This window comes from Marinovum sp. E3 (assembly GCF_055755275.1).
In genome coordinates this window covers 581348-595811 of sequence record NZ_CM146908.1, presented here as the reverse complement: position 1 = coordinate 595811, position 14464 = coordinate 581348, and the positions used below count along the sequence as shown (strand labels likewise).

Here is a 14464-nt window from a genome sequence, read left to right as displayed (position 1 = left end):
AAGCCGTGAGCGACGAAATAAGTTTTGCACAACGTGTTACATCTGTCCGCATATTACAGGGAGATATTGCATGACACCGAAACTGACCCGACGCGGCCTGCTGGCTTCGGCCGCCGCGACCCCTCTGGCCGGGCTTGCCGCCACAGGTGCCCGGGCGCAGACCGCGCAGCAGGGCATCAACACGGTTGATTTTCGCCGCGTGAAGCTGGGCGATTTCGAGGTGACGACGCTGCTTGCAGGCACCCGCGCCGTCCCCGATCCGCAGACCATCTTTGGCCTAAACGCCAGCGAAGAGGAGTTTGCCGCCGCCTCCGAGGCCGCCCATATCCCCACAGATCAGGCGCAGTTCTTCTTTACCCCGACGCTGGTCAACACCGGCAGCGAACTGGTGCTCTTCGACACCGGGCTGAACCCCGCCGGCATCACCGCCGCGCTCGAGGCCGCCGGCCATGCGCCCGGGGACGTCGACGTGGTTGTCATCACCCACATGCATGGCGACCACATCGGCGGGCTGGCCGATGACAGCGGGACCGCCACCTTTGGCAATGCGCGTTACGTCACCGGCGCCACCGAATTCGACCATTGGTCGAATGCCGGCAACGAGGGTTTCGAGGCCAAGGTGCGGCCGCTGGCCGAGCAGATGGAGATGATCTCGGGCGGCGACAGCGTGGCCTCCGGCATCGAGGCGATCGAGGCCTTCGGCCATACCCCCGGCCATATGGTCTATCGGCTGGAAAGCGGCGGGCAGAGCCTGATTGTCGCCGCCGATTTCGCCAACCACTACGTCTGGTCGCTGGCCTATCCCGACTGGGAAGTGCGTTTCGACATGGACAAATCCGCCGCCGCCGCGTCCCGCAAGGAGCTGCTCGGGATGATGGCCGCCGACAAGCTGCCCTTCATCGGCTACCACATGCCCTTCCCGGCCATCGGCTATGTCGACATGCGCGACAGCGGCTATCACTACACGCCGATGAGCTATCAGCTGATGCTCTGAGCCTGCCTTGCGACGTCATGGGCCGGCCTGACGAAAGGCCGGCCTGCATTGCCTTGGGCCCGCCTAGCGAAAGGCCGGCCCGTGCGCCCAGATGGTCAGCGACTGCCGCGCGCCGCGGGTCACCGGCGTTACCCGGTGCAGCAGGAAGGCGGGAAACAGCGTCGCTGTCCCGCAGGTCCGGTTGGCCGCCACTACATTGGCCGATGGCATCACCTCGAGCGTACCGCCGTCGTAGGCCTCGGCCCCGGCCAATTGCACCACCATGGTCAGCTTGCGCCGCGCCGCGACCGGGCCGTCGCCGATATCCGCATGCCAGTCGAAATGACCTTCGCGCTCGGCGCCATATCGCGCCACCTGTGCGCTTTCGGCGAAATCCTGGAGATCGAAGCCAAAGACATCGCGGTTGGCGCTGCGCACCACATCGATGATGCGGTCCATCACCCATTCGGCGCCCGCCACCTCGTCGAGCCAGACCAGATCGGCGCGCCGCAGATTGTGATCGCGGGTCTGCCCCACGAGCCGCGCATCGCGCGCGTCGGCCGAAGCCGCGAGGGCCACGATTTCATTGCATTCGGCGGGCGAAAAGGCGCCCGCCACCTGATGGACTGCGATCATGTCGGCCTTCCGTTTACGGATCAGCGGTCGCCTTGCCCGGAATTTTCCCGGCCTGCGCCGCAAATTGCGACGCGGCGGGCGGAAAACGACAGAAATTTGCCCGCCAAGGGCTGGAAAACGCCGCCGGAGAATGAGACTGTGAGCGCTAACTGCGGCATGCCGCGCGCCCTTCGGAACCGAGATGCAGACCAATATCCTCACCATCACCCTCAACCCCGCCGTCGATTTCGCCACCTCGGCGCCGCGGGTCTATCCCGAGCACAAGCTGCGCTGCACCGATCCCAGCATCGATCCCGGCGGCGGCGGCATCAACGTCGCCCGCGCGGTGCAGATGCTGGGTGGCCATGCCACCGCGCTGATCGCCATTGGCGGCGCCACCGGCGCGCAGCTCCTGCAACTGCTGGCGCTCGAGGGCGTGCCGACCGTGGCCTTTCAGGGCCCGGGCGAGACACGGCTGAGCTTTTCGGTCACCGACCAAGCGGACAACCAGCAATACCGCTTTGTCCTGCCCGGCGACCCCTGGGGCGAGGAAGACGTCGCGCGGGGCCTTCGCAGCATCGACCAGGCGGCGGCGGACAATACGCTGGTTGTGCTGTCGGGCTCGCAGCCGCCCGGCGTGGCCAAGGAATTCCCCTCGATCCTCGCCGCCCATATCAAGGGCCGCAATGCGCAGATCATCGTCGACACCTCGGGCCCGGCGCTATTTCAGCTCGCGCGCGAACCGCATGAGACGATCTTTGCCCTGCGCATGGACGGGCCGGAGGCCGAGGAATTGGCCGGCCGTTCGCTGCCGACCCGGGAAGACAGCGCCGAATTCGCCCGCACCCTGGTCGAGCGCGGCGTGGCCAAGAACGTCATCGTGGCGCGCGGCGCCGATGGCTCGGTGCTGTCCAGCGCCGACGGCGCCTGGCACGCGGTGGGCCCCAGGATCGAAGTGGTGAGCAAGGTCGGCGCCGGCGACAGCTTTGTCGGCGCCTTCGCGCTGGCGCTGGCGCGGGGCGAGCCGGTAGCCGATTGCCTCAAGGTCGGCGTCGTGGCGGCCGGGGCGGCCTGCACGACGCTGGGCACGCGGCTCTGTGAAAAGGCCACCGTCGACGCGCTTCTGCCGGACGCGGTGCTGACCCGGCTGTGAGCCCTGACGCAGAAACCTTTGAGCGGCTGGCGGCAGAGGCGATCGACGCCCTGCCGGCGCCTTTCGACAGGGCGGCGCAGGCGGTCATCGTGCAGGTCGTCGACTGGCCCCCCGACGAGATGCTGCGCGCCATGGGCATGCACGACCCGCTCGAGCTGACCGGGCTTTACGAGGGCATCCCGCTCACCGAGAAGTCGAGCTTCGACCAGCCGCTGACACCCGACATGATCTGGCTGTTCCGCGAACCGATCCTCGCCGAATGGCGTGACCGGGGCAACGAGGAGCTTGGCGATCTGGTGCGTCACGTTCTGGTGCACGAGCTCGCACATCATTTCGGCTGGTCAGACGACGATATCGCCTTAATTGACAGGTGGTGGGAGTGAGCGGCACTTCCGAAAGATCGTGAGGTGAAGGATGACGCGCGTGCTGGTTTTTATGATGTTTCTGCTGCTGCCGGTCGTGGCGCAGGCCCAGGAGCGGATGCTGGTGATCGGCGATTCCATCCTCGCCTGGAACCGGCTCAACGGCAATTCCATCCCGCAGATCCTCGACCGGATGCCGCAGTATCAGGTGACCAGCCGCGCCTTTCCGGGGGCGGCCTTTTCGCATTCCGGCAACCTGCGCAGCATGCTCCAGCGCGAGATCCGGGCGCAATTGCCACGTGGCCAATGGGATGTGATCCTGCTCAATGGCGGGGCCAATGATCTGGCGCGGGAATGCGACTGCACCCGATGCGCCACGACGCTCGACCGCATGGTCAGCGCCGACGGGGCGCGCGGCGAGGTGCCGGCCTTTCTCGACCGGCTGCGGTCGCGGGCACAGCGCGTGGTGTGGATGGATTATTACCCCGGATCGGTGCGCGGCGGGCCGTTTGCCGCCTGTACCGACGAACTGGCGGAATATCAGACGCGGCTGTCCCGCGCCGCCGGGCGGCGGCCCTGGGTGACCTTTGTCGACGCCGGCGATGTCTATGACCCGCGCGATCTGTCTCTGTATTCGCGTGATCTGGTGCATCCGACACCCAGAGGCGGCGCGCGCATCGCCGGGCTGATCGCCCGGGCGCTGGCCCGCTGAGGCCGCGCCCGAGCGGGATTACGACGGGTCGCGCCAGCCGTTGACCACCGGATAGCGCCGATCGAGCCAGAAGGCACGTTTGCTCAGCCGCGTGCCCGGCGCCGCCTGGAACCGCTTGTATTCACTGATATAGAGCAGGTGCTCCACCTTCTTGGCCGTGGCCCGGTCAAACCCCGCCGCGACGCAATCCTCGATCGAACCGTCCTGATCGACAAGGATCGTCAGCAGCGCGTCGAGCTCGGGGTAATCGGGCAGCGAATCGCTGTCCTTCTGGTCCGCGCGCAGCTCGGCCGAGGGCGGCTTGTCGATGATCGACACCGGGATAACCGCGGCCCCGGGCCCCTTCATCCAGTCGCGGTGGTTGGCGTTGCGCCAGCGGCATTGCTCGAACACCCGGGTCTTGTAGAGATCCTTGATCGGGTTGTAGCCGCCCGCCATGTCGCCATAGATCGTGGCATAGCCCACCGCGACCTCGGATTTGTTGCCGGTCGTCAGCAGCATCTCGCCGAACTTGTTCGAAAGGGCCATCAGCAGCAGCCCGCGCAGCCGCGACTGGATGTTTTCCTCGGTCAGCCCCGCTTCCGTGCCTTCGAAGAGCGGCGCCAGCGTGTTGGTGATCGCCGTCCGCCCCTCGGTGATCGGCACGAAATCGTAGCGGCAGCCCAGCCGTTCGGCCAGCGCCTTGGCATCGTCGAGCGAGCCCTGCGACGTATATTCCGACGGCAGCATCACGCAGCGCACGTTCTCCGGCCCCAGGGCATCCGCCGCGATGGTCGCCACCAGCGCCGAGTCGATGCCGCCCGACAGCCCCAGCAGCACCTTCTTGAAGCCGGTCTTGCGCAGATAGTCGCGCAGCGCCAGCACCATGCAATAGTAATCCTGCTCCCATTCGCCCGGATGCTGCGCCACCTCGGCCGGCACGATGCGCCAGCCGTCCGCCCCACGCGCAAGATCGACATGTGCCAGACCGGCCTCGAATACCGGCATCTGAAACGCAATCTCGCCATGCGGGTTGATCCCGAAGGTGCCACCGTCGAAGACCTGATCGTCCTGTCCGCCGACACAGTTGAGATAGATCAGCGGCAGCCCGGTCTCGACCACCCGGCCCACCGCATGGCTCAGCCGCACGTCGAATTTGCCGCGGTAATAGGGCGAGCCATTGGGCACCAGCAGAAACTCGGCACCGGTCTCGGCATGGGTCTCGGCCACATCCGGATACCAGGCGTCCTCGCAGATCGGGCTGCCGATGCGGATCGGCCCCAGCGCATAAGGCCCGCCCATGGGCCCGGTGTCAAAGATCCGCTTTTCGTCGAACACCGTCTCATTGGGCAGATGATGCTTGAGCTGGGTTGCGACGATCTCGCCGCCCTTGCAGATCAGATAGGCGTTGAAGAGCTCGGCGCCCTCGACCCAGGGCGCGCCCATGGCGATGGCCGGCCCATCGGCGCAATCCCGCGCCAGCGCCCGCACGGCCTCGATGGCGGCGGTGTGAAAGGCCGGCTTCATCACCAGATCCTGCGCATTGTAGCCGGTGATGAACATCTCGGGGAAGGCCACCAGATCGGCGCCCGCGGATTTGCCCGCCGCCCAGGCATCGCGCGCCAGCGCGGCATTGCCCGCGATATCGCCCACGGTCGGGTTGAGCTGTGCCAGCGTGATGCGGAATGTGTCGGCCATGTCCTGCCCCTTCGGTGTCATGCCTTCCCTTACCAGATCGACCGGCAGGGAAAAGACCTGCCACCGCCGGACCCCGGCAAAACCGCCCGCAGCGCTCTGCCACCGGCGCGAACGCGCAAACTTCGGGCGCCGCCCCCCCCTGCCCGGCCGGCCCGCCCTGCCCGGCGCGGCGCCGCCGTGGTGGCGGCCCGCTGGCACGCCGGCCACCACTTCGTGAACAAACCCGTCAGATCAACCGCCTGCGATCAAAAGGCATTGTCTGCACTGGCCTGCTCCATTACCGTCCTCGGAAAGGACAGACCGGGGGCAAGTGGGGCCACATGAAGCAATCCATCCGCATCGCAGGCGTGACACTGGCACTTCTGGCCGCCTTGCCGGCCCTGTCACAGGATGGCGAGGTGCTGACCAAGCAATATGACGACGGCGGCGTCTACGAAGGCACCTTCCGCGACGGGCTTCAGCATGGCGAAGGCAGCTACCGGCTGCCCAACGGCTATGAATACCGTGGCGAATGGGTGGCGGGCGAGATCAAGGGCAAAGGCGTGGCGCGCTTTCCCAACGGGTCGATCTATGAAGGTGAGTTTGCCAAGGGCAAGCCGCATGGGGTGGGCAAGATCACCTTTACCGACGGCGGCACCTATGAAGGCACATGGGCCGATGGCGAGATCACCGGCCAGGGCGTGGCGATCTATGCCAATGGCGTGCGCTACGAGGGCAGTTTCCGCAACGCCATGCACCACGGGCGCGGCGTGATGACCAGCCCCGGCGGCTATGTCTACGACGGCGACTGGGTCAATGGCGTCAAGGAAGGCAATGCCACGATCTCCTATCCCGACGGCTCGACCTACGAGGGCCGGGTCTCGGACGGGCAGCGCGACGGCCAGGGCAAGCTGGTGATGATCGACGGTCTGATCTACGAGGGGCTCTGGCGCGAAGGCCAGATCTCGGGCGAAGGCAAGCTAATCCAGCCCAACGGCGATATCTACGAAGGCGAGCTGGTGGCCGGCCGCCGCGAGGGCCAGGGCCGGGTGACCTATGCCAATGGCGACGTCTACGAAGGCAGCTTCCGCGACGACCAGCGCAACGGCAAGGGCGTGTTCACCGGTGAGGACGGCTATCGCTACGAAGGCGACTGGCAGGACGGCAAGATCCAGGGCGTGGGCACCGTGACCTATCCCGACGGCTCGATCTATGTCGGCCAGTTCCGCAACGATCTGGCGCATGGCCAGGGCAATATCACCTATCCCGACGGTTCCACCTACGAGGGCCAGTGGGTCGATGGCGTGATCGAGGGCGAGGGCCGGGCCACCTATCCCAACGGCCTGGTCTATGAAGGCGGCTTCCAGAACGCGCGCAACCATGGCTACGGCGTGATGACCTATGCCGACGGCTACCGCTACGAAGGCGAATGGGAACGCGGCCGGCGGCATGGCAAGGGCACCGCCACCTATCCCGACGGCACGGTCTATATCGGCCAGTTCGAAGACGGCCAGCGCCACGGTGAAGGCGAGATCTCGATGCCCGACGGCTTCAAATACATCGGCGACTGGAAGAACGGCGAGATCTCCGGCGAGGGCGTGGCGACCTATGCCAATGGCGATGTCTACGAGGGCACCTTCGTGGCCGGCAAGCGCCAGGGCGAGGGCACCATGCGGTATGCCGCCGGTCAGGAGGCCAGCGGCGAATGGAAGAACGGCGCCTTGATGCAGGCGGACGAGCCGGAGCCTGCGGCAGAAGAGAGCGCCGAGGACACACCGGACGCGCCCGCCGCGGAGTGATCTGCCGCGCCTCCGGGGCCGTCCGCTCGAACCCCGGAGCGCCGCCAATTCCCGCGGTCGCGCCGATCAACGGCGCGCATGAGCGCATTTTGTCCGTCCTCGGCGGGCAAAATAGGCCGCCCGGCCGGCCAAACCCGGCAAAAAGACACTTTTCATTCGGAAACACCCGCGTATAGTCGCCTCATGTTGACCCGAGGCCATATCCCGACCCTGTCCCGCGCCCCCGGCGCGGCGCTGTCGCGCGGCCTGCTTCTCCTAATCCGCCTCTGAGCGTGCCGTCAGGCGCGACCGCTCAGAGGAGGCCCGTTCGCGCCCGAACCCCGGAGAAGATTTTTCAAGAGACGTGACCATGACCCAGACAGACAGAAACCGCGTGTTGATCTTCGACACGACCCTTCGCGATGGCGAGCAGAGCCCCGGCGCGACGATGACCCATTCGGAAAAGCTCGAGATAGCCGAACTGCTCGACGATATGGGCGTCGACATCATCGAGGCCGGCTTTCCGATCGCCTCCGAAGGCGATTTCGCCGCTGTTTCGGAGATCGCCCAGCGCTCGAAAAACGCGGTGATCTGCGGCCTCGCCCGGGCGCAGCTGCCCGACATCGACCGCTGTTTCGAAGCGGTGAAACAGGCCGCCCGGCCGCGTATCCACACCTTTATCGGCACCTCGCCGCTGCACCGCGCCATTCCCAACCTGTCGATGGATGAAATGGCCGAGCGCATCGAGCAGACGGTGAGCCATGCCCGCAACCTGACCGACAATGTGCAGTGGTCGCCGATGGATGCGACGCGCACCGAGTGGGATTACCTCTGCCGGGTGATCGAGATCGCCATCAAGGCCGGCGCCACCACGATCAACATCCCCGACACCGTGGGCTATACCGCGCCGCGCGAAAGCGCCGAGCTGATCCGCCGGCTGATCGAGACGGTGCCCGGCGCCGACGAGGTGGTCTTTGCCACGCATTGCCACAACGATCTTGGCATGGCGACGGCCAATTCGCTGGCCGCGGTCGAGGCCGGGGCGCGTCAGATCGAATGCACGATCAACGGGCTGGGCGAACGCGCCGGCAATACCGCGCTGGAAGAAGTTGTCATGGCGATGAAGGTCAGGAATGACATCATGCCGTTCCAGACCGGCATCGACAGCCGCAAGATCATGCATATCTCGCGCCGTGTCGCCACCGTCTCGGGCTTCAACGTCCAGTTCAACAAGGCCATCGTCGGCAAGAACGCCTTTGCCCATGAGAGCGGCATCCACCAGGACGGCATGCTCAAGAACGCCGAGACCTTCGAGATCATGCGCCCCGAGGATGTGGGCCTTTCGGGCACCTCGCTGCCGCTTGGCAAGCACTCGGGCCGCGCCGCCTTGCGCGCCAAGCTCAAGGAGCTGGGCGTCGACGTGGGCGACAACCAGCTCAAGGACATCTTCGTGCGGTTCAAGGAGCTCGCCGACCGCAAGAAAGAGGTCTTTGACGACGATATCCTGGCACTGGTCTCGGCCACCACCGAAGGCAATGCCGATCAGTTGCAACTGGTCAACCTCAAGGTCGTCTGCGGCACCGGCGGCCCGGCGGAAGCGACGATCGAGATGGAAATCGGCGGCACGGAACACTCCGCGACCTGCCAGGGCGACGGCCCGGTCGATGCCGCCTTCAAGGCGGTGCGCGACCTGCACCCCAACACCGCGCGGCTTCAGCTTTACCAGGTGCATGCGGTGACCGAGGGCACCGATGCCCAGGCCACGGTTTCGGTCCGGCTGGAAGAGGATGGCATGATCGCCACCGGCCAGTCGGCCGATACCGATACGGTGGTGGCCTCGGTCAAGGCCTATGTGCAGGCCCTGAACCGGCTTCTGGTGCGGCGTGAAAAGCTCGGCCCCGGCGCCGATGCGCGCGAAATCAGCTACAAGGAGCTTGGCTGAGGCCGGGCGCCCGGCCCGACCTGGGGGGCCAGCCCCCCAGACCCCCCGGGATATTTCCGGCCAGAAGAAGCAGGGGGCCGGCGGCCCCGGGATCAGGCGGTCACGACCGCCCCTTCCAGGGCACCAGCACCCGCTCGGCCTTGCGCATCAGCATGTCGATGCCGAAGCCGATCACCCCGATCAGGATGATCCCCATCAGCACGATGTCGGTGAGCTGGAACTTCGAGGCCACCATGATCATCATGCCGGCGCCCTGTTCGGCGGCGACCAGCTCGGCGGCGACTACCGTCCCCCAGCAGACCCCCATCGCCACCCGCGCGCCGGTGAAGATCTCGGGCAGCGAGTTGGGCACGATCACATGTCGCATGATCTGCCATTTCGAAGCGCCCAGCGAATAGGCGGCATGCACCTTGGTGATGTTCACGCCAGAGACCCCCGACCGCGCCGCGATGGCCATGATCCAGAGCGCGGCGAGGAACAGCAGGATGATCTTGCCGGTCTCGCCGATGCCGGCCCAGATGATCACCAGCGGGATCAGCGCCAGCGGCGGCACCGGCCGCATGAATTCGACGATCGGGTCGAACCAGCCGCGGAACCAGGCCGAAAGCCCCATGGCATAGCCCAGCGGGATGCCGACCAGCGCGCCGGCGACAAAGCCCACCACCACGCGGAACAGCGAATAGCCCAGATGTTCCCAGAGCGTGCTGTCGCGGTAGCCGTCGCTGGCGATTTCGCCCAGGCGCTGCACCACCGCCTCGGGCGGCGGCAGCCAGATCGGCTCCATCTGCCAGCCCTTGGCAGGTTCGAAATTCAGCGTGCCTTTCTGCGACATGCCGACCCGGCCGAACTCGGTCAGCACCTCGCCGCCGGGCACGATGGGCTCGCCATTGACCGCCACCACCTGATGGCCTTGGTCACGGCCCTTTTCATCGTTTCGGTCGACCCGCATCAGCCCGGACCGCCAGGCGCCGATGGTATAGGCGTCGTTCTTGGCCCAGCCGTCGCCCGGATCGACCTCGGGCACCTCGGCGTCTTCGCCCACCGGATGCACCAGCACGGTGATCGTGGCCTCGTCGCGGCTGCCGTCGTCGGCCTCGGCGGTATAGGTCATCGTCGCCACGCCTTCGAACGGCCCCGGCGCATGCAGGAACCGGGGCAGCAGCGACGAGCCGGTGAAGGCGCCCCAGAGCAGAAAGATCGTCAGGATCGAGACCACGCTGGCGGTCCGGTTCGAGGTCACGGCGCTTTCGTCGCCGAAGGTCACCGTCTTGCGGGCGCTGTAGCCCTTGGCGGTCTGATCGACGATCAGCCGCACCAGAAAGAAGGAGCCCACGAAAATCGCGATATAGATCAGGAAGATGATCATTTCTCGTCCTCCGACCGGCCCATGATTTCCTCTTCCATGTCCCAGATCATGCCAAGGATCTCCTCGCGTCTTTCGGCGAATTCAGGGTGTTTCTTCACCTCGCGCAGATCCTGGCCGACGCCGAGATCGGCGAAAGGCAACCGGTATTCGCGGTGGATACGGCCCGGGCGCGGCGCCATGACAAGCAGGCGCTCGCCCAGCAACAGCGCCTCTTCGACCGAATGGGTGATCAGGATGATGGTCTTGCCGGTCTCCTTCCAGAGCTTGAGCACCAGCGATTGCATCTTTTCGCGGGTCAGCGCATCCAGCGCCCCCAGCGGCTCGTCCATCAGGATGACATCCGGGTCATTGGCCAGGCAGCGCGCCAGCGCCACCCGCTGCTGCATGCCGCCCGACAGCTCGTAGATCGCCTTTTCCTTGAAATCCTGAAGCCCGACGATATCCAGCAGGTGATCAACCTCGGCGCCGTATTCCTTTTCGCCCTGGCCTTTCATCCGCGGCCCGAAGCTCACGTTTTCGCGCACCGACATCCATTCGAAGAGCGCGCCCTGCTGGAACACCATGCCCCGTTCGGCATCGGGGCCGGTGACGTCATGGCCGTTGAGTTGTATCTCGCCCGAGGTCGGCGCCAGAAAGCCCGCGACGATGTTGAGCAACGTCGTCTTGCCACAGCCCGAAGGCCCCAGCACCGACATCAGCTCGCCTTCGGCCAGGTCCAGCGACACGTCCTTGAGCGCCTGCACGTGACTGCCGTTCGGCAGGTCGAAGCGCATCGACAGTTTTTCGATCATCAGTCCCGACATGGCCGGCCCTACTGCCCCTTATTGGTGGGGCCGCTCCCGGCGCCCTGCGGGCCTCTTTCGAAGCAAGCCGCAGGGGCACGCGGAGCGGCCCGGTCTCGTTGCCGTCAGGCTTACATGCCGCTGGCGGATTGCAGCGGTCCGGTGTTCACCGCATCTTCATAACTGTCGAGCGCGCTGTCGATCGAGCCGGCCTCGACAAAGACATCCGCCACGCCTTTCATGAACTCCTGCGCGCCGCCGCCCAACCATTTCTCGCCGAGCTGTTCGTCGACCGGCGGGAAGATGAAGGTCGAGATCGTCGACATCGTCGCCTCCTCGTCCATACCGGCATCCTTGGCGATCACCGGCAGCATCTTGTCGCGGTTGGCCTCGTCGGCCCACATCGCATTGGCCTCGGCCGTCACCTGAAGAAAGGCCGCCACGGTGTCGGAGTTCTCGGCCACCCAGGAGGCCGGGCCCGAAGTCACGTCGAAGACCAGGATGCCGAGCTCTTCCTTTTCCGCCCCGGTGAGCAGGGAATTTCCGTGCTCGAGCATGCGGCGCAGCGATCCGCCCCAGCCGCACGCCATGTCGACCGAGCCCTGGGCGATTGCCGCGGCGCCATCCGGCGGCGCCATGTCGACCACATCGAGCGAGCCGACGTCGACGCCGAAATGGCTCATCTGCTTGAGGAAACCGTAATGCGCCGCGGTGCCCAGCGGCACTGCGACCTTCTTGCCCTCGAGTTCCGCCGCGCTCATCTTGTCGATTTCAAGGTCTTCGCGCACCACGCAGTTGTCGTTCTCGGAATAGCTCACCGCCACGTCGAGGATCTGAAGATCCTGCCCGGCCGAGGTTGCCACCACGAAGGGCGGCACGCCCTGGCTGACCGACATCTGCACATCGCCCGAGGCCATCGCCGCCGACATCGCGGTGCCGGTGTCGAAGCTCACCCAGTTGACCGGCATGCCCAGCGCCTCGTCATACATGCCTTCCTGCTTGGCGTATTGGAACGGCATCGGCCATTCGAGGAAATAGCCGACCGTGATGCCCTCGCTGTGGCTGCCGGCAAAACCGGCCTGCGCCGAGGCCATCAGCGCCGCGGCGGCGACTGTCCCCATAACCCGTCGTGTGATTGTCATGTCTTCAGCTCCCGTGTTGGTCCTGCCCTTTTGCGGGCATGTGATCTGCCGGTTGGCCCGGCCACGTCGCGGGTGGCCCGGACGTGGGCACAATCCGAGCGGAAATCCTGTCAGCGATCAACGAAAAACTTTGCGCGCCGAAAGGTGCCAAAGGGCTTGCGAAAACCGGCCTGAAAAATTTCTGGCGCGAATTCAGCGTCTTGCCGGATTGGCTCTGAATTCAGCCGTTGGCGAACTTTCCATTGGACTCAAGGACTGGCCGGATGTGGCCCTATCATTCGCCGTCTTTCGCGGCTTCCTTGACAGGGACGACGGCCCGGCTTCACCGGGCCCGTCGGCCGTTGTTTCTTGACCTCGAAAACAAAAGGTGACGCCATGGATGGCACTCTGAGCGCAAATGATATCAGCCGTGTTGTCGAGGCCGACAAGGCCCACATCTGGCATCACCTGACCCAGCACAAACCCTTCGAGACCTCCGATCCGCGGATCATCATCGAGGGCAAGGGCATCCACGTCTGGGATCAGCACGGCACCCGCCTGCTTGACGCGGTTTCGGGCGGCGTCTGGACGGTCAACGTCGGCTACGGCCGCGAGCGCATTGCCAATGCGGTGCGCGACCAGCTGGTCAAGCTGAACTATTTCGCCGGCTCCGCCGGGTCCGTGCCGGGCTCGCACTTCGCCGAGGCGCTGCTCGACAAGATGCCGGGCATGAGCCGGGTCTATTACTGCAACTCCGGCTCCGAGGCCAATGAAAAGGCCTTCAAGATGATCCGCCAGATCGCCCACAAGCGCCACGGCGGCAAGAAGCACAAAATCCTCTATCGCGACCGCGATTATCACGGCACCACGATCTCCTGCCTGTCGGCCGGTGGCCAGGACGAGCGTGGCGCGCAATACGGGCCTTATACCCCCGGCTTTGTCCGGGTGCCGCATTGCCTCGAATATCGCCGCCACGAACAGGACGGCGCGCCGGTCGAGAACTATGGCGAATGGGCCGCCGACCAGATCGAACAGGTGATCCTGCGCGAAGGCCCCGATACCGTCGGCGGCCTCTGCCTCGAGCCGGTGACCGCCGGTGGCGGCGTCATCACCCCGCCCGAGGGCTACTGGCAGAAGGTTCAGGAAATCTGCCGCAAATACGACATCCTGCTGCACATCGACGAGGTGGTCTGCGGCCTGGGCCGGACCGGCGAATGGTTCGGCTATCAGCACTACGGCATCCAGCCCGACATGGTCACCATGGCCAAGGGCGTGGCCTCGGGCTATGCCGCCATCGCCTGCCTTGTCACCACCGAGGATGTCTTTTCCCTCTTCAAGTCGAACGCCGCCGATCCGCTCGACTATTTCCGCGATATCTCGACCTTTGGCGGCTGCACCGCCGGGCCGGCGGCGGCGCTGGAAAACATGGCGATCATCGAAGAGGAAGGCCTGCTGGCCAATACCACCGCCATGGGCATGCATATGTTCGAGGCGCTGAGCGAGCTTGCCGACCGTCACCCGGTGATCGGCCAGGTCCGCGGCAAGGGGCTGTTCCTCGGCGCCGAACTGGTCGCCGACCGCGACAGCCGGCAGCCGGTGCCGGAGGCGCAGGTCGGGGCCGTGGTGGCCGATTGCGGCCGTCAGGGCGTGATCATCGGCGCCACCAACCGGTCGGTGCCGGGCTACAACAACACCCTGTGTTTCAGCCCCGCGCTGATCGCCAGCAAGGACAACATCGACGAGATCGTCAGCGCCGTCGACCAGGCCCTGACCCGCGTCTTCGCCGGCTGATCCGGCGCCCCGGGGAAGTCCCTCTCCGGTCTCCTGCTCCCCGGCCGGGACGGTTCGGCACGATCCCCGTCCTGGCTTCTCTTGGCCCGTAAATATTCCTGGGGGGAGGCCGCAGGCCCGGGGGGCAAAGCCCCCCTCCTCAAAAAAACTGCGGGCAAAGCCCCCCTCCCCAAAAAACTGCGGGCCAAGCCCGCCTTGTCAAACCCCAAGGTC

At 65.7% G+C, this 14464-nt stretch carries 12 protein-coding genes; 7 read left to right on the top strand and 5 right to left on the bottom strand.

Annotation, left to right across the window (positions count from 1 at the left end):
* The first annotated feature begins 70 nt into the window (after window positions 1-70).
* Complete coding sequence (locus AC0J5K_RS02910; protein ID WP_274565683.1) at window positions 71-994, top strand: MBL fold metallo-hydrolase; 924 nt, start codon at window positions 71-73, stop codon at window positions 992-994.
* A gap of 63 nt (window positions 995-1057) precedes the next feature.
* Here AC0J5K_RS02910 and AC0J5K_RS02905 read toward each other — a convergent pair whose 3' ends face one another.
* A complete protein-coding gene (locus tag AC0J5K_RS02905; protein ID WP_274565684.1) occupies window positions 1058-1609 on the bottom strand; it encodes a 2OG-Fe(II) oxygenase in 552 nt (183 codons plus the stop codon).
* A gap of 181 nt (window positions 1610-1790) precedes the next feature.
* Between AC0J5K_RS02905 and AC0J5K_RS02900 the strand changes: the two genes are divergently transcribed.
* From AC0J5K_RS02900 to AC0J5K_RS02890, 3 genes are read left to right on the top strand one after another with little or no spacing between them, the layout of a single operon-like run.
* Entirely contained in the window at window positions 1791-2741 is a 951-nt protein-coding gene (locus AC0J5K_RS02900) for a 1-phosphofructokinase family hexose kinase (RefSeq protein ID WP_048529790.1), read from the top strand.
* Window positions 2738-3124, top strand: a complete 387-nt coding sequence (locus tag AC0J5K_RS02895; protein WP_274565685.1) for a metallopeptidase family protein — start codon at window positions 2738-2740, stop codon at window positions 3122-3124. The genes AC0J5K_RS02900 and AC0J5K_RS02895 overlap by 4 nt, the downstream gene beginning before the upstream one ends.
* 40 nt (window positions 3125-3164) lie before the next feature.
* On the top strand, window positions 3165-3815 hold the full coding sequence (locus AC0J5K_RS02890; RefSeq protein WP_274565686.1) for an SGNH/GDSL hydrolase family protein: 651 nt from the start codon (window positions 3165-3167) through the stop codon (window positions 3813-3815).
* A gap of 18 nt (window positions 3816-3833) precedes the next feature.
* Here the strand turns inward: AC0J5K_RS02890 and AC0J5K_RS02885 are convergent, their stop codons facing one another.
* Window positions 3834-5492 carry an NAD+ synthase gene (locus AC0J5K_RS02885; protein WP_274565687.1) on the bottom strand — a complete coding sequence of 553 codons (1659 nt, stop codon included), beginning with the start codon at window positions 5490-5492 and terminating at the stop codon, window positions 3834-3836.
* Window positions 5493-5812: 320 nt separating this feature from the next.
* Between AC0J5K_RS02885 and AC0J5K_RS02880 the strand changes: the two genes are divergently transcribed.
* Together AC0J5K_RS02880 and AC0J5K_RS02875 are read left to right on the top strand one after the other, a co-directional pair.
* Window positions 5813-7270, top strand: a complete 1458-nt coding sequence (locus tag AC0J5K_RS02880) for an MORN repeat-containing protein (RefSeq protein WP_274565688.1) — start codon at window positions 5813-5815, stop codon at window positions 7268-7270.
* Between the two features lie 349 nt (window positions 7271-7619).
* Window positions 7620-9191, top strand: a complete 1572-nt coding sequence (locus AC0J5K_RS02875; protein ID WP_048529783.1) for a 2-isopropylmalate synthase — start codon at window positions 7620-7622, stop codon at window positions 9189-9191.
* 100 nt (window positions 9192-9291) lie between these two features.
* Here the strand turns inward: AC0J5K_RS02875 and AC0J5K_RS02870 are convergent, their stop codons facing one another.
* The 3 genes from AC0J5K_RS02870 to AC0J5K_RS02860 all read right to left on the bottom strand — a co-directional run bounded on the left by AC0J5K_RS02870 (window position 9292) and on the right by AC0J5K_RS02860 (window position 12481).
* Window positions 9292-10557: an ABC transporter permease gene (locus AC0J5K_RS02870; protein WP_074834308.1), complete on the bottom strand. Its 1266-nt coding sequence runs from the start codon at window positions 10555-10557 to the stop codon at window positions 9292-9294.
* Window positions 10554-11360: a taurine ABC transporter ATP-binding protein gene (locus AC0J5K_RS02865; RefSeq protein ID WP_048529778.1), complete on the bottom strand. Its 807-nt coding sequence runs from the start codon at window positions 11358-11360 to the stop codon at window positions 10554-10556. The genes AC0J5K_RS02870 and AC0J5K_RS02865 overlap by 4 nt, the downstream gene beginning before the upstream one ends.
* A gap of 110 nt (window positions 11361-11470) precedes the next feature.
* Window positions 11471-12481, bottom strand: coding sequence for a taurine ABC transporter substrate-binding protein (locus tag AC0J5K_RS02860; RefSeq protein ID WP_074834306.1), 1011 nt, complete (start codon window positions 12479-12481; stop codon window positions 11471-11473).
* A gap of 375 nt (window positions 12482-12856) precedes the next feature.
* Here AC0J5K_RS02860 and AC0J5K_RS02855 point away from each other — a divergent pair, with 375 nt between their 5' ends.
* Entirely contained in the window at window positions 12857-14251 is a 1395-nt protein-coding gene (locus tag AC0J5K_RS02855; RefSeq protein WP_274565689.1) for an aminotransferase family protein, read from the top strand.
* Window positions 14252-14464: the final 213 nt, after the last annotated feature.